This is a genomic window from Paenibacillus sp. FSL K6-1230 (genome assembly GCF_038002385.1).
Lineage (GTDB): Bacteria > Bacillota > Bacilli > Paenibacillales > Paenibacillaceae > Paenibacillus > Paenibacillus massiliensis.
The window spans coordinates 4,398,358-4,416,781 of record NZ_JBBOCK010000001.1; the positions used below are offsets into that span (position 1 = coordinate 4,398,358).

Annotated in this window: 17 protein-coding genes; 10 read left to right on the forward strand and 7 right to left on the reverse strand. The window is 49.1% G+C overall.

The window, feature by feature from the left end; all coding sequences use genetic code 11:
* Positions 1–26 precede the first annotated feature (26 nt).
* Positions 27–1,448, reverse strand: coding sequence for a sensor histidine kinase (locus MKX74_RS19275; RefSeq protein WP_341179486.1), 1,422 nt, complete (start codon positions 1,446–1,448; stop codon positions 27–29).
* Between the two features lie 78 nt (positions 1,449–1,526).
* Complete coding sequence (locus MKX74_RS19280) at positions 1,527–2,255, reverse strand: response regulator transcription factor (RefSeq protein WP_341179487.1); 729 nt, start codon at positions 2,253–2,255, stop codon at positions 1,527–1,529.
* A gap of 172 nt (positions 2,256–2,427) precedes the next feature.
* Between MKX74_RS19280 and MKX74_RS19285 the strand changes: the two genes are divergently transcribed.
* Genes MKX74_RS19285 through MKX74_RS19295 form a run of 3 tightly spaced genes read left to right on the forward strand, consistent with a single transcriptional unit; the run spans position 2,428 to position 4,843 of the window.
* Positions 2,428–3,348 (forward strand): ABC transporter ATP-binding protein, encoded by a 921-nt coding sequence (locus MKX74_RS19285; RefSeq protein WP_341179488.1) that lies wholly within the window; start codon positions 2,428–2,430, stop codon positions 3,346–3,348.
* On the forward strand, positions 3,342–4,100 hold the full coding sequence (locus MKX74_RS19290) for an ABC transporter permease (RefSeq protein ID WP_341179489.1): 759 nt from the start codon (positions 3,342–3,344) through the stop codon (positions 4,098–4,100). Before MKX74_RS19285 ends, MKX74_RS19290 begins: the two co-directional genes overlap by 7 nt.
* A 14-nt stretch (positions 4,101–4,114) precedes the next feature.
* Complete coding sequence (locus MKX74_RS19295; protein WP_341179490.1) at positions 4,115–4,843, forward strand: ABC transporter permease; 729 nt, start codon at positions 4,115–4,117, stop codon at positions 4,841–4,843.
* Positions 4,844–4,932: 89 nt separating this feature from the next.
* Here MKX74_RS19295 and MKX74_RS19300 read toward each other — a convergent pair whose 3' ends face one another.
* Positions 4,933–5,991, reverse strand: coding sequence for a leucine-rich repeat domain-containing protein (locus tag MKX74_RS19300; protein ID WP_341179491.1), 1,059 nt, complete (start codon positions 5,989–5,991; stop codon positions 4,933–4,935).
* A gap of 310 nt (positions 5,992–6,301) precedes the next feature.
* On the opposite strand from MKX74_RS19300, the gene MKX74_RS19305 reads away from it, so the two are divergent.
* From MKX74_RS19305 to MKX74_RS19335, 7 genes are all read left to right on the forward strand, one after another.
* The gene (locus MKX74_RS19305; RefSeq protein ID WP_341179492.1) at positions 6,302–7,408 is read left to right on the forward strand and encodes a metallophosphoesterase; all 1,107 of its coding nucleotides are present in this window, start codon (positions 6,302–6,304) and stop codon (positions 7,406–7,408) included.
* A 410-nt stretch (positions 7,409–7,818) separates the two neighbouring features.
* Positions 7,819–9,354, forward strand: a complete 1,536-nt coding sequence (locus tag MKX74_RS19310) for a pectate lyase family protein (RefSeq protein ID WP_341179493.1) — start codon at positions 7,819–7,821, stop codon at positions 9,352–9,354.
* 344 nt (positions 9,355–9,698) lie between these two features.
* Positions 9,699–11,504, forward strand: a complete 1,806-nt coding sequence (locus MKX74_RS19315; RefSeq protein WP_341179494.1) for a hypothetical protein — start codon at positions 9,699–9,701, stop codon at positions 11,502–11,504.
* Positions 11,505–11,897: 393 nt separating this feature from the next.
* Positions 11,898–12,269 (forward strand): hypothetical protein, encoded by a 372-nt coding sequence (locus MKX74_RS19320; RefSeq protein ID WP_018884888.1) that lies wholly within the window; start codon positions 11,898–11,900, stop codon positions 12,267–12,269.
* A 273-nt stretch (positions 12,270–12,542) separates the two neighbouring features.
* Positions 12,543–13,622, forward strand: a complete 1,080-nt coding sequence (locus MKX74_RS19325) for a WXG100 family type VII secretion target (protein ID WP_018884889.1) — start codon at positions 12,543–12,545, stop codon at positions 13,620–13,622.
* Positions 13,623–13,711: 89 nt separating this feature from the next.
* Positions 13,712–14,545, forward strand: a complete 834-nt coding sequence (locus MKX74_RS19330; RefSeq protein ID WP_018884890.1) for a hypothetical protein — start codon at positions 13,712–13,714, stop codon at positions 14,543–14,545.
* Positions 14,538–15,017, forward strand: a complete 480-nt coding sequence (locus tag MKX74_RS19335) for a hypothetical protein (protein ID WP_018884891.1) — start codon at positions 14,538–14,540, stop codon at positions 15,015–15,017. The genes MKX74_RS19330 and MKX74_RS19335 overlap by 8 nt, the downstream gene beginning before the upstream one ends.
* A 198-nt stretch (positions 15,018–15,215) precedes the next feature.
* On the opposite strand, the gene MKX74_RS19340 is transcribed toward MKX74_RS19335, so the two are convergent.
* The 4 genes from MKX74_RS19340 to MKX74_RS19355 form a co-directional block, all read right to left on the reverse strand.
* On the reverse strand, positions 15,216–16,256 hold the full coding sequence (locus tag MKX74_RS19340; protein ID WP_341179495.1) for an NAD(P)/FAD-dependent oxidoreductase: 1,041 nt from the start codon (positions 16,254–16,256) through the stop codon (positions 15,216–15,218).
* A gap of 133 nt (positions 16,257–16,389) precedes the next feature.
* Entirely contained in the window at positions 16,390–16,899 is a 510-nt protein-coding gene (locus MKX74_RS19345) for a methylated-DNA--[protein]-cysteine S-methyltransferase (RefSeq protein ID WP_341179496.1), read from the reverse strand.
* The gene (locus MKX74_RS19350) at positions 16,883–17,839 is read right to left on the reverse strand and encodes a DNA-3-methyladenine glycosylase family protein (RefSeq protein ID WP_341179497.1); all 957 of its coding nucleotides are present in this window, start codon (positions 17,837–17,839) and stop codon (positions 16,883–16,885) included. Before MKX74_RS19350 ends, MKX74_RS19345 begins: the two co-directional genes overlap by 17 nt.
* Entirely contained in the window at positions 17,811–18,392 is a 582-nt protein-coding gene (locus MKX74_RS19355) for a bifunctional transcriptional activator/DNA repair enzyme AdaA (protein WP_018884895.1), read from the reverse strand. The genes MKX74_RS19350 and MKX74_RS19355 overlap by 29 nt, the downstream gene beginning before the upstream one ends.
* Positions 18,393–18,424 lie beyond the last annotated feature (32 nt).

Genomic DNA, 18,424 nt, shown 5'->3' on the forward strand with positions numbered 1-18,424 from the left:
TACTATTGACTCTGTAATAGCTTGGACTACAGATTGTCCTGATCCTCCCAGCACGGGAGCATCAGTATAGCTCGAAGTCCCCCTCCTTCCTCGTTCTCCAGGACAAGTCTCCCTTGGTGAGCCTTGGCAATCTGCGCCGCCATCGGCAGCCCTAACCCATGCTCACGGTGTGCCTGCGATTTGTTATACCTGGAGAACGGTAATTGCAGCAGCCAGGGAATTCGGCGCGCTTCAATACCTTGCCCATCATCAGATACCCTACAGCAGCACATGGTGCCTATCGCATCGGATGCTACATCAGTACTGTTCATCATTAACACTGCAATGGTTATATGACAGCCTTCAGGATTATGGCGAACACTATTGTGAACGAGGTTGGTAATTGCCCGCAGCAGTAACCTCTCATCTCCCAGCACCTGAACTCCTTCATTTGCTACCTCCAGGTCCACAGTATATTTCCCGTCAAGACCATTATTGATCAGCTCTGTCGCCACACGCCTTGCAATGCGAGAGAGACGTAGTGGCTGTCTATTCAAGGGCTGCATCTCGTATTCAAGCTTCGAGACCAGATTCAGGTCCTGCACCAGCTCCCGAAGATGGACCGCCTGCTGTCTAATGATCTCTGCCTGCCTCTGCTGCTCGTGAGGTAAGGCCTCGTTCTCCTCCAGATCACTGGCGTGCCCAAGAATCATGGACAGCGGTGTTCGAATATCATGAGAAATGCCTGCTACCCAGTTCGAGCGCGCCGCATCACGACTCTGGATGGCGTCCTTCTTGTGCCGCAACAGCCGGGAGACGTGATTAATCCGTTCCGCCAGATCAGCTAATATTCCTTTGGTCTCCAGACGTACCTCCCGATCCTCAGCTAGCGCCTGAATCCCTTCTGTTAGTGGACGAATCGACTGAATCAGGCGGGAGCCGATCCATAAGGAGAGCAGCACAGCGAGCAGCATGTTACCTGCAAGAATGAGTCCAAGCTTACTGATCAGACCCTCCACCCAGCTGACGGGAAGAATGTACTGGTATTTGGCGAGACTGTTCCCGGGATAGCCTATTACGACTAGTCCACCAGGATGCTCCCAGGAGAATACGGGATATTCCTGCAAATAGCCTCGCGACCACTTGGCCACATCGGTCAATGAATAGGCCCGCTGCAGATCATCCGGTAATTGATAGCTCCAGCCGATACTGCCATCCTCCAGCACCAGCATGGCCCATACATGCTGCTCAGACAGCAGCTCGCTAGCTGCTGGCCCGAGTGCGTAGCCCTCAGCTCCAGGCTGCAGTTGCTCAGACACCTGTCGCACGAGTGTTGCAGGTGCCAACTCTGTACTCATTCCCTTACTGAACCATACGACAAGTACGATTCCATTGAGCAGCAGCAGCAAGATGGAGATGAGTACTGTCGAGCTTATGAAGCGTCTCAGGATCCTGACGGTGCTTTCCACTCCGGCTCCTCCCCCCTAGTCCTTGTCTGCTTGTCAGCGTCATGCTCACAATTTGAAACGGCTTGATCCTTGTTGTAGTCAACGCACATCTTCTACAGCCCCGTCCTGCACTAGCAATTTGTATCCGAGACCTCTCACGGTCAGAAGATACTGTGGACTTGAGGGAAGCGGCTCGATCTTCTCCCGAATACGGCGAATATGGACCATCAATGTATTTTCATAGCCATAATAGTCGTCCCCCCACGCTGCTTGACAAAGGGCATCATTCGTTACGATTCGATTGCGCTGCTCATAGAACGCTGATAACAGCAACAATTCCTTGGCTGTCAGTGCATATTCCTGTTGGAGCACCCGAATTGTGCCACTCTCCAGATTGACCATTCTCTCTCCCAATTGAAATACAGGACGTTGCTCCCGAACTGGCGGAGCGTAGACCCTACGGAGAACAGCCTTCAAGCGAAGCAGCAACTCACGCGGCAAGAAGGGCTTGACTATATAATCATCGGCACCCAGACCCAGACCCAGCAATCGGTCCTCATCCTCTCCCCTGGCCGACAGAAATAGTACCGGGACATTGGACATCTGACGAATTGCCGTAAGCAGCGAAAAGCCATCACCATCTGGAAGCATGACATCCAGAATTACCAGATCCGGCTTCATCCGCTGAACCATTTCTAAAGCAGCTGTACAGTTCTGGGCGTGATAAATTCGTGCAAAGCCATCCTTGCGCAGAAAGCTCTCTATCATCCCTCGGATGTCCGGCTCATCGTCCACGATCAGCAATTTTTTTTGCTGTAACTCATTCATATATTGATCACCTGTATTACATCATACCGATTTTTTGTGGTCCGTACAGCTTATAGCAGCTTCTTCGCCGACATTTAAGATTGACGTAAGGTTGTGCTCAGGCTCCTGTCAGGGCCGTCAGCTACACTTGAACCATCTTCTTAGAGACCAACAAGGACAGGAGGAAGCACCGATGAGTCTTATTGTGTCAACACGAAAGCTGACCAAGCAATACGGCCGCACAACCGTGGTGGACCAATTGAACCTAGAGATTAGAGAAGGCGAGATTTACGGATTTTTGGGACCGAACGGGGCTGGCAAATCGACGACCTTGAAAATGCTGCTCGGACTGACACGACCTACAGCAGGAGAGGTACATATTTTCGGACAGGATCTGGCCCGACAACGCCAATCCATCCTTCGCCGAATCGGTTCATTGATTGAATCCCCCTCCTATTACAGCCATCTTACTGGACTGGAAAATATGAAGGTCGTTCAGCAGCTACGACATGGCTCCGATCAGGAAGTGAAGGATGCACTACAATTGGTCAGGCTGGATCGTCAGCAGCACAAAAAGGCGGGGCACTATTCGCTTGGCATGAAGCAACGGTTAGCCATCGCTATGGCTCTCGTAGGCTCACCTCGCTTATTGATTCTAGACGAGCCTACGAATGGACTGGACCCGGCTGGGATGCAGGAAATGCGTGAACTGATCCAGATTCTAGCCTCGCGCTATGGAATGACGATTCTTATATCCAGTCACTTGCTGAGTGAGATTGAACAGCTGGCGACCTCCGTCGGCATCATTCATCATGGCTCTCTTATCTTTCAAGGAAGCGTAGCGGCGCTTCAGGAGCGCAGCAGACCTGATATTCTCCTACGCACCCGTAACGATGCCGCTGCGCGGAGGCTGCTACATACGCACGGAATGAATACCCTCACAGATGATCAAGGGCGCGGTCTGATTCTGGGGCTACTGAGCGATGACGAGATTTCCCAGATTGTGCGCTATCTGGTCCATGCTCAGATTGATGTGCTGAGGATTGAGGAACGCAAGAAATCGCTGGAGCATATTTTCCTGGAATGGACCGGAAAGGGGCAGTCGATATGCTAATGCTGCTGAGGGTCGAATTTTTCAAGCTACGACGTCGAGGGGTTCTTCTCTTCGGCATCGGTATGCTCATCATTGAAGTAGGCTGGGCCTTCTCCGCCATTAGCATGTCTATGTCACGGAATCCACAGGTTGATGTATGGGCCTCCCTGATTCTGCTGGTAGCCTCCATGAACAGTCTGCTCCTGCCGCTGCTCTCAGCCATCATGGCCTCCAGGATATGTGATATGGAGCACAAGGGCGATACCTGGAAGCTACTACTAAGTTCGGCCATTCGTCCAGGGCAGCTATATGCTGCGAAATACCTCTGCCTCTGCAGCATCATGCTGGGGATATGTATACTGCAAAGCAGTGCGATGCTCCTCTATGGGTGGGTGATCGACAGCTATGAGCCTGTCCCAGGTGTGCTGCTGCTTCGTTTTTTCTGTGGAACCGTGCTGACCACGGCGACTGTACTCGCCCTTCAGCAATGGGTGTCCTTAGTCGTCCGTAATCAAGCATGGGCTCTCTGTCTCGGCATGCTGGGTGCTTGCCTAGGAATGACTGCCGAATTATTCCCAGCGTCGGTTCGTTCTCTGTGGATCTGGTCGTATTACACCGTCCTTAGCCCGGTAACCAGCAGCTACGTAGACGAGCAGCTGCAATTCATCATCCGGCATGTTCCAGATACTTTACCCACAATCATTGGACTGCTGCTTGGTACAGCATTGCTATACACAGCCGGCCACATACATTTATCCAGGCAATATAAATAGGAGGCGATAGAATCATGCTACTGCGCTGTATTACCGCAGAATGGATGAAGCAGCGACGCTCAGGAATATGGATACTTCTCTCGGCTCTGCCACTGGTGAGCGTATTGATCGGCTGCGCAAACTTCATGCTGAACCAAGGCGTACTGCAGCACGAATGGTACAGTCTCTGGTCTCAGGTGGGATTGTTTTACGGTGAATTCTTCTTTCCTATACTCATTGCCATCGGGGCCTCCTATCTGGGAAGACTGGAGCACAGCAATGAGAACTGGAAGCTGCTGCTGAGCGCCCCAATCCGTCGAGCGTCCATTTGGCTTGCCAAGCTGTTGATGCTTGCTCTATTCCTCGGATATGTCCAGTTGCTATTCCTTATCCTGTATTATGCCGGGGGAAGATGGATCGGACTTCCACCCGGGATGCCCGCTGAATGGCCCAGCTGGATATTCCGGGGATGGGTGGCAGGAATGGCGATCGGAAGTATGCAACTGGCGTTATCCATGCGTATTCGCAGCTTTGCTGTGCCCATAGGTATTGGGCTATCCGCATGCATCATAGGCTTGGGCTTGTATGTGCTCAAGCTAGGGCTGTTATTTCCTCACTCCCTGCTTACGATTGGGATGGGAGCGTTGAATCAGGAAGCATTAGCCACCGGCACTATGCTAGGATTTTACACGATGTGCATTCTCTACATTGCTGCTCTAAGTACCTTGGCAATCCGACGTCTAGGACGGGGGGACGTGGGCTGATCGCTTTTATGTTCTGCCTTGAGGCTGAAGCTGGCTCTACGTCCTACGTCCCTATTGAGGCAACAGTTGCTTGGTGCTATGCGATGGTATTAATCGCCTATCCCAAGAGGATTCGTGGAGATGGATACATGCTCCAGTGACTTCATTCGCCCGAGGAAGTCTGGCTCCTTCTCCATCAGACTCGAATGAACAGACAGATACTTCAGATTCTGCAATTTCTCCAGCTCTGGTGGCAGCTCACGAATGCCGCTATAGGCGATGTCCAGATATTCCAATCTGCTAAGCTCTCCAATCTCGGCAGGAAGACTTCGTAATGGCAGCTCCTCCTTTGGTCTGGGACGCCAGCCCGGAGTAGGGCGATCCGAGCTGCCGCCATAGATTCTGAGTTTCCTTAATTGCTTAAGGCTCCCTATCTCCCTCGGAATCTCGACTAGCTCGGCGGACATGATACTAAGCCTCTCCAGACCTGTCAGTTCAAATAAGGCCGGGGGCAGCTTGTCGAGATCCTGTTCAAAGACCGACAAATACTTCAACTGCTGCAGTTCACGAATACGGACTGGCAGCTCGGTAAGTCCATATCCCTGAATCTCCAGCCAGTCGGTCTGGTGCCGGATAGCATCATCCAGATAGCGATCGAATTCCTTGTGTTCCGGTAGCCTCAGGAACAGGCCCTGTATTCGCGACATAAGTTCTCTTCTCTCGCTGTACTCTACATTCAGAACTCCCATTCGTTCATGGGCAACCGAGCCCAGGAAGAGCGTACCATCCTCGTTCAGAAAGGTCAGATCCTCTGGAAGCGGCGAGCACCAATCATAGAGCCCGTGTACCGCTTCTGCCAGGATTTGACCTGAAGCCTCACAGCAACGATAGTAATAGAATTCTCCTGCTCCACTCATACCGTGGTCCAATAGGGATCCCTCTTCCCCATTTTCAATAGCTGCCATTACCTCCTCGTGTGTAACCCGCCGCACGTCCAATAGATAGGGCTGAAGCCTATCCAGTAGCTCTGGGGGCGGGGGCTGTATATTATGATAATCATCTCCGCTAAAGGTTGAATATCCCCCCACTCCTAGCATGAACTGCGGTGTACGCTGGATCGCATATTTAATAAGCTCCTTATAAGCATTTCCCTTCGGATCGGTATACATATTAATAAGATTCCTCCAAAATGAATTGAATTAGCTCGCACCATAGATTCCTTATTATGCCACAATTCCAAATGATGCCCAAGTTCAAAATACAGCATATACGCCTCTCTATTGCCTGTATCTAGTATAGTTACGACTAATTTTTATTTTGATGCTCCTAGCAGTTATACTATAAGTATAGACACGAATCTGGCAGGAGGCTAAAGAGAGTTGAGATCGGAATAAATAAATAGAGTATTTGTACATCTACTACACAACACATGAAAAACAGCTTGTCTTAGGGGCAAGTGCATGGAGGTCTGTCACATACATGTTCGCATTTATCGGAATTGCTATGCTGTTAGTCTACGCTTTATTAGTATTTTACATAGGCTGGAGCGGCTGGAGCTGGATGAAGCCTGTCGTATCTGCCAGATTCAGAATCCTGTACATCATTGCCATTATCTTTCTCGCCTCTTCCTTCATTCTGGGCAGATTGTTTGGCAACGCTGCATTCCTGAGCGTGATTGGCTCCTACTGGATGGCAGCCTTCTCTTTACTGATTATACTCCTCCCCATCGTGCATCTGAGCCTGTGGCTGATCCGTCTAACCCGCCTGCGCCATCATAAGCTGCACAAGTGGGCAGGTGCCGCTACTTTAGTTATCTTCCTTGGACTTATGAGTTATGGCTCGTTCAATGCATACAGTCCTGTCGTCCGTAATTATGAAATACAGCTGGATAAACCTGCGGGCGACCTGGATGATCTCAATATTGTCATGGTGTCAGACATGCACTATGGTGGTCTATCCGGAGCTGCACATGCTCGCAAAATGGTCGAGGAGATTCAGGCGCTCCAGCCTGACCTTGTCCTTTATGCAGGAGATATTATAGATGACGACTTAAGCGCGTATTTGAATAAAGGCATTGACAAGATTATAGCAGAGGTGAAGGCACCTCTTGGCGTATATGCTGTACTGGGCAACCACGACAAGGATAAGAACTCTACGCAGGAGCTGATCGAATCACTAGAGGAAAGCCACATTCAGGTGCTGCACGACAAGTCCATACAGATCGGAAATAATCTGACGCTGATCGGGCGCAAGGATCGTACCGATGATGATCGGGCAGAGCTGTCTGAGCTGATCGCTGGCGTGGATCTCACTCAGCCTGTACTGTTACTGGACCATCAGCCCTATGACCTGGATATTGCTGGGCAGCAAGGGGTTGACGTCATGCTCTCTGGTCACACGCACCGCGGACAGATCGCTCCATTTCATCTCATCACTGGGGCAATATATGAGAATGACTGGGGATATTTGCAGAAAAATTCTTTTCACTCCATTGTCTCTTCTGGCTACGGCTTCTGGGGACCCCCAATTCGGACAGGGAGCAGGTCAGAGCTTGTGCAGCTTCAGTTGAGCTTTAGGCAGCCTTGAACATACACAGCTATAACTTGATTCGCAGTCCCTCCCCATCGTATTTTGGTCTAAGAACACGACCACACTTACAATTTCAAAAGCCGATGCACTCTTAAGTTCAAGATGCAACGGCTTTTTTTGTTGCCTGCTACTTTAGTTACAATCCTTTTCTGCATACTCATGAAAACGAAAGAAGGATTATGCGCCGCTAATTCCTGAGCACACTTCCTTTCATCAGTTAAGGTTGATCATCCTTTTTGATTAATTCATGCATGAAATCATATTTTCCTCATTCATCATGCCCAACCACAAACTGCATACTGCCCGTTTTATAACCCAAAAACTTGAAACTTTAGCACTATAAATATTACAAAAAAACAATCCGATACATAATTTGTGAAAATAATACACTTTGTGGAGGTAAAGAAATGATTTGGAGTAACAAAATTAAAAAGCTGGCTTGTGCAGCTACTACACTTGCTTTGGTACTGTCACTTGGCAGCACTAGCTTGACCAACGCATCGGAGCTTGAGGTGGAGACTGTGAACACAGACCAATTCTCCAGTTCCGTCATTGATGCAACCTACGGAGAGATTCCTGCCCTGACGGAGGACATGTTGCTTACTTCCCTGGCTGCTGTCAGCAGCAGTGAATATGGAGTAGCCGGATTCGCAGCGGGCACCACTGGTGGAGGTGTCATTGCCGAGAGCAATTCCAAATACATCAAAGTATACAATGCAACGGATCTGGCTAAAGCACTTAAGAAAGGTTCAGGATATAAAGTTGTCGAGATCATGAATGATCTCGATCTGGGATGGAATGAGATTCCTTCTGCTGCCAAGAATAACCCTTTTGCCCAATACGCCACTCCGCTCACACATCCTGTGCTGAAGAAGACCGGTGTAAGCAAAATCAGCATTGACGGATTTAATGGATTGACCATCTTCTCCTCCAATGGAGCCAAGATCAAGCATGCGGGCTTCACGTTGAAGCGGAGCCAGAACGTAATTATCCGCAATCTGGAGTTCGACGAGCTGTGGGAGTGGGATGAAGCAACCAAAGGCGACTATGACCGCAACGATTGGGACTATATCAACATTGAGGAAAGCCATAAAATCTGGATCGATCACTGTACCTTTAATAAGGTATACGATGGACTAGTCGATGTAAAGAAGGGCAGCACAGGTGTAACGATCTCCTGGTCCGCCTTCCTCGGGGATAATGGGAACTCGAATAGCTGGGTGAACCAACAAATCAAAGAACTGGAGGCCAACCGCTCCAAATATCCGATGTACAACCTGCTTAGATCCCAAGGTCTGAGCACGAAGGATATTGCTGCAGTTGCTGCCAGCCAAAAGAAAGGCCATCTGATTGGTGCTAATGAGTTCGCAAGCGACAACAAGGATCTACAAGTGACGCTACACCATAACTACTACAAGGATGTTCAGGATCGCATGCCTCGTCTGCGCGGTGGCAACGTTCACGCCTACAATATCGTGATGGATAACGGCAATGCATGGCAAGCCAAAAAACTGATTACCTCGAAGATTAATAAGACTCTTGCCGATAAAGGCTTCCACTTCGGTGTAACGAGCAACGGCGCAATCTCTACTGAAGGTGGCTCTGTGCTCGTAGAGAAATCCGTCATTAATGATGTCTCATCACCTGTGCGAAACAATCAGAAGGATGCCAAGAAGAGCAACTACACGGGTAAAATTCAGGTACTAGATACCATCTACACCATGGATGGTGTTACCTTCCGCGGAGGCAGTGAAGATTCTAAGAGTCCGCTCTCTCCAGAGCCAGCAAATGCCATCAAATTTTCTTGGACAGGCTTCAGCAAGCTGCCTTACAGCTATACACCTGACGATCCTTCCAAGCTGAAATCCCGATTGATCAGCTCCAGCGGTGCTGGTGCAGGCAAGCTGAACTGGAAAGGATCGCAGTGGTTAGGAACTAAATAATTGTTGCTGATCTTTGCGTTGTTGCTACCTATGTATAAGCACCTTCACACTTTACCCGGACACAAGTTGGACGAACCTCTCACCTAGGCCATCCAAATCCGGGCGTTGTTAGCCCGGATTTGCTTTATCTTCTTTATGTCCTGATTTCTTTCTAGCATCGTTCTTGGATCAAGTATGTATTAGTTTCCTCATATGTCTTGTTTGTCATGGTCCTGTCAAAAAATAATTCAGTTCGTTATTAAATAAGGAAAATATACACTTGTATCTTATTATTTTTCATGACAGAATAAGGGTATTAAAATTATGATAACAACCATTTACTAAGTCAAAGGAGAATCAGAATTATGAAGAACCATTTATACAGGACGTCTGCAGCCGCACTTATATTGGCCGCGCTAACGAACACCTCTAGTCTAGACCAGGCTCAAGCAGCCTCGGTAGCTCCCATCTCGATCAATGGATCTACTATCTCACAAGAATCCAATAAAGCTATCTTACCAAGCGGTGAAAAAGATATTCCCTCAATCAAATCTGAAAGTGTCAGAAAAGATAAGCTTATTTACGACGGATCTGGGAATGTACTAGAAGATATTAAAAAGAGTGTTAATGCAAATGTAGAAAGCAATCTCTTAGGCATTGCACAAAATTTTCATATTTTTGCTAATGAAGCTTCCCTATTAACACATACAAACGGTAACGTAGCTATTAAAGATCTGAAGAATGGTAACTCCAACTTCGGAACAAATATCCGGGGCAATTCTGAATGGGATAGTATAATGGATATCAGCTATATTCAAAACTTCTCAAGTAACATTAGTCCATCTTCCATCGTATCAGCCCGTCCAAACAAATTCGTAGTTGGAAGCACAGCGGAATTAAGCCTGATGGACAATAACAATGCTATCGGCTTAAATGGAATGAAATTAGATCATGCAACGAATGCTTATCAGGATAAAAACTCAGCATACATTGACTTTGAAAGTGAATTCTTCAAATTAGCCGGCATCTCAAGAAGCCTGGCTGAAGATGTGAATGCTAGACAGGCTGTATTAAATAAATACGGGGACAGTTACACACTGGATCTTTCTAATGTGATCGCACAGAACAATAATATTATCTTAAATGTTAGTGCAGCTGAATTGTCAGGAAACGCAGGAGATTTGAGAATCATTGGCTTGAAGCCAGGAACTATTATAATCATCAACTTGGATCTGAAAGGTTATACCGAATACAATTTCGCTAAGAAAGTGATTTTAAGCTATGAGGGCGTTGGCGATCGTTACAACCACGCTGCAGTTGATTTTTCAGATGCCAATTTGCTGTGGAATTTCACAGATTCAACGAATGAATCAGGCTACACAGGTAAAATCCACCTTCATAGAGAATTTCAAGGTACAATCCTAGCTACGGGCGCGACATTAAGCGGCTCGTCCAACATTGATGGCTCCATTATTGTTGATAAATTTATGGGGTCAGGTGCGACTCACCGTTGGGATTTCCAAGGTACAAATACATCATCGACTGTCCCAGGAAACGATGGAGACCCTTCTACTCCAGGAGATAATGAGAACCCTTCGGACCCAGGTGATAACGAGAACCCTTCTACTCCAGGAGACAATGAGAACCCTTCGGACCCAGGTGATCATGAGAACCCTTCGGACCCAGGTGATCATGAGAACCCTTCGGACCCAGGTGATCATGAGAACCCTTCGGACCCAGGTGACCATGAGAACCCTTCGGACCCAGGTGACCATGAGAACCCTTCGGACCCAGGTGACCATGAGAACCCTTCGGACCCAGGTGACCATGAGAACCCTTCGGACCCAGGTGACCATGAGAACCCTTCGGACCCAGGTGACCATGAGAACCCTTCGGACCCAGGTGACCATGAGAACCCTTCGGACCCAGGTGACCATGAGAACCCTTCGGACCCAGGTGACCATGAGAACCCTTCGGACCCAGGTGACCATGAGAACCCTTCGGACCCAGGTGACCATGAGAACCCTTCGGACCCAGGTGACCATGAGAACCCTTCGGACCCAGGTGATAACGAGAACCCTTCGGACCCAGGTGACCATGAGAACCCTTCGGACCCAGGTGATAACGAGAACCCTTCGGACCCAGGAGAATATCCATGGCCTAACTACTAAAATATATTGTCTGATAACAAGCCCCGCTGTGAAAAAGTCGTTGTTTTGTTGCCTTGAGCAATAGAACAACGACTTTTGTGCCTTTACGTAATGGTCAGGGCCTCACTTCTAAGCTCATTTAGCTGCTGCTAACTTCATCATTCGTTCACATTTACAAAAATGGCTTTCAGAATGAATTGTTTTTGTTTGAAATACGGAACCATAGGCTCACCAGCCTTTCTTACTTATTTTGTTACCGTTTTTCAGTGCCATCCCTTCTCAAGGTTCTCTCTTTTTCTAGTATCTAGCAACGGATAACACTATTTTCATATAAAATAGGTCATTCTGATAGGACCTTCATCCATGCAAAGCTGGAAAGCTCACATAGTATGGCTGTGAAGGAGGAATGATCACATGAGAAAACTAGTTCATGCTTCACAGACTTACCCTCGCCTTACGGTGTATGAGGATGAGAATTACAGAGGGCGTAGCAGAGTATACACAGGTAATCTTGGCATTCGGAATACGGATGCGATCCTGGACGGAATTGAGAGCCTGCGCTTCTTCTCGACCAACAGCAATGCTACTCTTGTACTGTTCACGAGAACCCGCTTCAGAGGCAACTTCCGCGTGCTGCGTGGCAACCACAGCATCAGCGACCTAGAGGACTATATCAACGGCAATGATGTGGAATCTCTGATTGCCACCAACCAGCGACTTACACTTACCCAGATACGGAATATTCGCAGTAGTGGCGATTTGCCTTCTGGCTACCGTCTGATCTGACTATCATTCCTCAGATAACATCCTTCTTAACGGCTCCCTTTGGGGCCGTTCTTTTTTCGAATACATGACACAGCATTCCGGTTAATTCTACAGTTCTATGGGTATATATGAACAGGTACTATATATCCGACCTTATCCCCATACATATGCTCTTATTTCATACCTACGGCTTAATTTTGGCCAAAATTGGTCGCTAGGTTTTGCCAACGCTGATAGAGTTCCCTTAAAATATTCATATGTTGTTTACATTCCAGTCTACAAGAGGTGCAGAACATGACGAAAATTATGGTCCCCCCCGAGCGTCTGGAGGAGGTCTCCAAGCAATTTGCGCAGGCCCGTGAGATGGGGGCTGAAATCTGCGGACGTCTTTCCCAGCATATTCAGATGCTAGAGAGCGGCTGGGCAGGAGCAACGCAGGAGCGATTTTACCACGATTTCCAAAGAGCACAATCTCAAATGTCATCCTTCACTCAGACTGTGGCCTCGGTCAGCACCCAGTTGCATTCCATCGCTGTCAAGTTCAGCGAGACTGATGCCGAGCAGGGGGCAGGGATTGGCGCTCAGGCCGGGAATGCTCCGAATCCAGGAAGTGGTAATGCTGCTCCATCCGGTCCCGATGCTGTGGACCGCACAATTCAGGGGGCTTCGGATCTGAATGCGGTGCGCGGCAATCTATCCTTCTGGGGAACAGCTATCTACTCCGGGCTAGCTACCTCCCTGGTTCTGAGCAAAACTGTCCACTTCAAGACAAGCCTCAAAAATCCGACACGTACTGTCATTCATAATGCTGCCTGGGTTAAGGGCAAGGGTAATAATCCGTTCATGGCCAACCTTGGAAGAACATTGAATCGCCAATTCGCCAAACCTGGCTTGATCATGAAGGGACTGAAGGGCTTCGACCGACTCGCAGGCAAGCTACAAGTCGGCAAGCTGGGGCTTGGCTTCAGCAAGGCGAACAGCTTCAAGCAATGGACGCGCAATGTCATCGTGGGGGTCGAGAAAGGACGCTACGGGATCGCTACCAAAAAAATACCCGGCATGATCGCCAAGAAGCTGTATCCGATCAATGCGACCATGAATATTGTCGGTGAGGGCATTAACCTCGCTGGCAAAATAAAAAATGGCACCATCACAGGTACTGATGTTGCCGTGTCCGCTTCGAATGTAGCGATTAAGACCGTCTCTACCTATGGTGGTGCGGTTGTCGGCGGCAGCATTGGCGCTGCTATCGGTGGCCCCATCGGTGCTGCTGTAGGCTCCTACGTCGGAGGCACAGTTGGCAGCTATTTGGGCGGCAAGGCAGCGAAACTAGCGGAAAGTGGCATTCGCTGGGCCAGCAAGCTGTTCAAATAGTGCTAAGGCAGCTCTAACCACACATTTGATATACAATTGGCGACAATTTACCTGTTTAAATAATACGAAAATGTATGAAGGAGAATGACATGGAGAATCCAACCGTTGTACTCACACTGGAGGAATTAGGGTTCATGTTAACTGCGCTTGGCGCAGAGGACATGGCTTCAGGCCTCCTCAAATCCTACTATGGTGACCTGAGCGAGGACCGCTGGGAACTGCTCTTTCAGGCAGCTACACACAGCTTGATGTCCAAGGGCTTCATCGCAGACCTGAATGAGGAAGAGCAGCAGATCGAATTCGATCCTGAAATCGTCGGGATGCTCGCTCATATGGCCCAGAGCCGGAGCATGCTGCGAGGACATCGAGACAATCAGACGAAGGAACATACTTTGACACTTCATGAGCAAGAGGGTAAATACCTCTATCATGTATCCAGCAACAATGAGCTGCACTTCTTCCGGTGGTCCTCTCCTGATGAGTGGTATGGCCAGATTAATGAAGTGTTTGGGCTCCGCCCTCTTGCCTTCAGATCCGATCACCGAGGCGTGAGTCTTACCGAAGCACAATGGGAACAGCTAACGTCCCCTGGATTTACAATGAAGCTGACCTCCGATTGGAATGTTGGCGAGCAGGGTGAGCAGGTGCTATTGAATTGGCATAAGGACTTTCACAACAATGGGAACAGTCTCGATAATCTGAGCCGGATGATCTATGATGATTCCGATACAGATGGACCAACCGTCACAGGGCTACTCTTCCTTCTGCAAGGAAGCAATGATATCTGGGTGGTACGCAACACCGAGCCTGACATGCAGGCACCTCCAGCACTCCGCATCGAGAGCGTCACGGAGCCGGAGTGGAGGGCGCTGATCGCTGATTTCACCGAGCCATTCCGGCAGAAAACAGAGCTTCATGGATAATATCAGCTATCGCAAATCGCTAGCATTTTGGAAAATGATGGGCAGTATGCTATTCGTGGTTGTCTGTATATTACTTGTGCTGATTGTATTTTGGGATCGTGAAATATCCAAGATCCAGATTTTCTTCTGCATTAGCTCAGCGATGCTGGGCATTCCGTTCTTTGGCGGCTATCTTGTCGCATCGGCCAGCAAATGGTTACGTAAGGATACCCGTCTGCTCATATATGATGAGCATCAGATCACAGATGGTGTACGCTCAGTCCCCTGGAATGCTGTAGCCAGACTCGATTACAGAGGAGCGTCCTTCCAAAAATGGATGCTACCGAGGTTTCCCGCTTATATTTTTCATTTGAAGGATGGGAGCAAGTGGGAGGTCAGCACGTATTACATGCTGAATGATGAGGAATTCGCCAGCAGCATCAAGCTACTGCGCTCACTGATCTCACGCAACAAGCAGAAAAGCAAGAAATAATCGGATTGCACTCGTGCTCACACAGTAGCTTAGACCGTAGCTTTCACTTTAGCTATGCACCTCTCCCTCTCACATGGGTTCTGCATCTAAATCTTACACATAGGCCATTCACATTACGCTCATTTCCTGAACCATACACACACATGCCCGCAGCTGGACTTTATTCCAGACTTGCGGGCACGTCTTGTCTTATGTAATTCAGTCTTCCTCTATGACACCCAGCAATCTATTCTTCTCCTTGAAGCGCTCATTATGCGAGGATACATAAGCCTTCTTTGGGGCCTCCGGGTCGATGAACAGCTTGGCGCTGTTGACAGCCAGTACAGCATCGGTGATAGCTCCCGCAATGAGATTAACCTTGCTATCGTAGACAGCAAAGTCACCTGCTCCGAAAATCCCAGGCAGATTCGTATGCAGCTTGGCGTCCACGTACAGGAACCAATCATCCATGTTCAGCCCCCAATCTCGAATGCCACTGAAGTCGGAGGCTAGACCATGATTGACGATCACGGCATCTACCTGCAGGCTTGTCTGATCGCCGAATTCTTTGTGCTCAATATGGACCTGATCAATTGACTGACCATCTGAACTGCTTAACTGGGTCACCTCATAGGGAGTAAGCACGGCTACCGAGGAATTCTTCATACGAGCCACCTGCTTCTCATGACCGCCGAATTCGTCACGACGATGGACTACAGTGACCTGCTCTGCAATGGGCTCCAGTTCGTTGGCCCAATCTACAGCCGAATTGCCACCGCCCGAGATCAGCACCTTTTTACCACGAAAGCCTTCCAGCTCTTCCACTGTATAATGCAGATTCGTCACTTCATACCGCTCCGCCCCGTCCAGCTCCAGCTTAGCCAGCTTCAGAATTCCACGTCCGATTGCCAGAATAATCGTCTTGGTCCAATGCCGTTCCCCTGCTTCTGTGACGAGAATATAGGTCCCGTCTTCACAGCGCTCCAGATGCTTAACATGCTGTCCAAGCACAACCGTCGGCTCAAAGGTCTCCGCCTGCTGACGCATTTGTCCTATAAGATCATTGCAGAGGATCGGCGGTACACCACCCACATCCCATATCATCTTCTCCTTGTAAATGAGCATCCGTCCACCCAATTCCTCCTGAGCCTCCAGCAGCTTGGTCTTCATATCTCTCATTCCGCTATAAAAAGCCGCGTACATCCCCGCAGGGCCGCCGCCAATAATGGTCAGATCATATAATTCCAGATTCTCCGTCATGATGAAAGAGTCCTCCCCTGAGCAATTGTTCAATCCAGTTGATATTGATAATTATTATCATTGTTATGAACATCATATAGGGTATTTGGTCCATTCGTCAATTATTGGATGCGGCAGCTCTGGCAAAATGCACCTATTTGGCACGAACCGTATTATCAGCATAGGCAAAGGACTGCTCATGCCGCAGGAGCCATTCCTTGCGCCACAATCCTCCAGCATAGCCTGTTAGCTTACGGTTCGAGCCGATAACCCGATGACAGGGAATGATAATGCTCAGCCGATTCTTGCCATTCGCGTGGCCAACAGCACGGTTCGCCTTGGTGTTGCCGATCTGACCGGCAATGTCCTGATAGGAGCATGTCTCCGCGTAGCCAACTGTACCCAGCGCTGTCCACACCTTTTGCTGAAATCCCGTCCCTTGCACCCTATAGGGAACAGTAAAGACTTGCCGCTGCCCCTTAAAATATTCATCAAGCTGGATCGCGCATAATTGCAGTGCTCCTGGCGCTCCCTCTAACCCGCTCATCATATCTATCGACGCAGGATCATCAACGAACATAATGGAGAGCACCGCCTCCTCTGTACCTTGAATCTCAATAACACCGAGCGTTGATTCGTAATACAGCTTATCCACGTTCATCATATAGTGACCTCCAAAGGTAAAATGTAGCGTAGGCCTGCCAGCCTGTCCAGCGGGCGCCCCATGCCTCAAGCTCAACCATTTCAGGCTTATGCGGTAGGTTCAACTGGGCTTTCATGGCCTGATGCAGTCCTGCATCCGCTATGGGGAAGGCCGAAGGATCACGCAGACATTTCATTCGCACATAATCTGCTGTCCATGCACCTACACCCCGGATCGCCAGCAACCTATCACGTGCCTGCTGTGGGCCAAGCTGTAGCAGCTCCGTTTTGGACAATGAGCCTTCTGCGAGCTCCCGGGCAATTCCGATAATATATTCGGCCTTGCGGGTCGTGAACTTCAGCGGACGCAGATCCTCCGGCTCCAGAGCGGCAATCTCCGCTGGCTCCGGGAATAACCAGCACTGCTTATCATTGAAGTGGATAGCTCTTCCATACTGCTGCACCAGATTCCGCTTCATTCTATAAGCAAGTCCTAGGTGAATCTGTTGACCAGCCACTGCCCACACCAAGGCCTCGAACAGCTCCGGAATGCCAATAACTCTCAATCCGCTATAACGCGCAACCAATGGGGCCAGCAGCGGATCGTTGGTGCACAATTGATAATACGCCGTCAGATCCTTGTCCAGATCGAACCAATCCATGACATACTGCGCGGCTAGTGCCCGCTCAACAGCGCTCGGCTCCTGCTCTGGGAACGTTATATGAAGTGTGCGGGCGCCCGAGTAAGTAATCTTCAGTAGCAGTATACTGTCTGCTTTACCAGGTCCTAACCGCTCTGACAAGGGGAGTGCCTTATAGATGCATTCCCCCTGTATGGTATGCATAATCTCTTCGTCCGATCGACTTAAGAATACAAGGCATTCGCTATAGCTGAAATCCAGCGGCGGTATAATCTCGATATATTCCTGTCTATCAATCCATGAGGCTTGGGTTACACTCATTAGAATTCCTCCTGTATTCGCCTGGTGAGCAATGCTTCAGACGACGAAATGCCTTGTAAAAATGCGATGTGCTCTGAAAACCGCAATCGTAGCCAATCTCCAGATTGGAGCGCTGCGTATGCCTTAGCAGATAAGCCGCCTTATCTATTCGTATCTGCTCCAGAAATGTCCTTGGTGTCTCGTCCGTCTCTAGCTTGAACACCCTGTCCAGATAAAAAGGGCTCACGCCAACATGTGCGGCTACATCCTCCAGCAGGAGCCTCCGCTTGTAGTTCTGTATCAGAAATGCAGAGGCTTGGCGGACAAGAGTAACGCTTGGTGAATCCGCCTGATCAGGCTGACATCGTTTGCATGCACGATAGCCTGCTTGCTCTGCCTGCTGCATATTCGGGTAGAACTCCACATTCATTTTCTTGGGCTTTCTGGAGCGACAGGAGGGACGGCAGTATATTCTGGTAGTCTTCACTGCCGTATAAAAGATGCCATCATAATGACGGTCACAAGCCATAATTCGCTCCCACATCTCCTCAAATGACAGTACAGCCTCTCCCATGGTCCCCCTCCTCTTTGTGTGATGATTGATCC

Bases quoted from the DNA above. Each gene is read 5' to 3' on its own strand.
- MKX74_RS19335 (WP_018884891.1), top strand. From the start codon at position 14,538: ATGGATAATATCAGCTATCGCAAATCGCTAGCATTTTGGAAAATGATG.
- MKX74_RS19350 (WP_341179497.1), bottom strand. From the start codon at position 17,839: ATGAGTGTAACCCAAGCCTCATGGATTGATAGACAGGAATATATCGAG.
- MKX74_RS19300 (WP_341179491.1), bottom strand. From the start codon at position 5,991: ATGTATACCGATCCGAAGGGAAATGCTTATAAGGAGCTTATTAAATAT.
- MKX74_RS19285 (WP_341179488.1), top strand. From the start codon at position 2,428: ATGAGTCTTATTGTGTCAACACGAAAGCTGACCAAGCAATACGGCCGC.
- MKX74_RS19290 (WP_341179489.1), top strand. From the start codon at position 3,342: ATGCTAATGCTGCTGAGGGTCGAATTTTTCAAGCTACGACGTCGAGGG.
- MKX74_RS19305 (WP_341179492.1), top strand. From the start codon at position 6,302: ATGTTCGCATTTATCGGAATTGCTATGCTGTTAGTCTACGCTTTATTA.
- MKX74_RS19320 (WP_018884888.1), top strand. From the start codon at position 11,898: ATGAGAAAACTAGTTCATGCTTCACAGACTTACCCTCGCCTTACGGTG.
- MKX74_RS19315 (WP_341179494.1), top strand. From the start codon at position 9,699: ATGAAGAACCATTTATACAGGACGTCTGCAGCCGCACTTATATTGGCC.
- MKX74_RS19280 (WP_341179487.1), bottom strand. From the start codon at position 2,255: ATGAATGAGTTACAGCAAAAAAAATTGCTGATCGTGGACGATGAGCCG.
- MKX74_RS19295 (WP_341179490.1), top strand. From the start codon at position 4,115: ATGCTACTGCGCTGTATTACCGCAGAATGGATGAAGCAGCGACGCTCA.
- MKX74_RS19325 (WP_018884889.1), top strand. From the start codon at position 12,543: ATGACGAAAATTATGGTCCCCCCCGAGCGTCTGGAGGAGGTCTCCAAG.
- MKX74_RS19310 (WP_341179493.1), top strand. From the start codon at position 7,819: ATGATTTGGAGTAACAAAATTAAAAAGCTGGCTTGTGCAGCTACTACA.
- MKX74_RS19330 (WP_018884890.1), top strand. From the start codon at position 13,712: ATGGAGAATCCAACCGTTGTACTCACACTGGAGGAATTAGGGTTCATG.
- MKX74_RS19340 (WP_341179495.1), bottom strand. From the start codon at position 16,256: ATGACGGAGAATCTGGAATTATATGATCTGACCATTATTGGCGGCGGC.
- MKX74_RS19345 (WP_341179496.1), bottom strand. From the start codon at position 16,899: ATGATGAACGTGGATAAGCTGTATTACGAATCAACGCTCGGTGTTATT.
- MKX74_RS19355 (WP_018884895.1), bottom strand. From the start codon at position 18,392: ATGGGAGAGGCTGTACTGTCATTTGAGGAGATGTGGGAGCGAATTATG.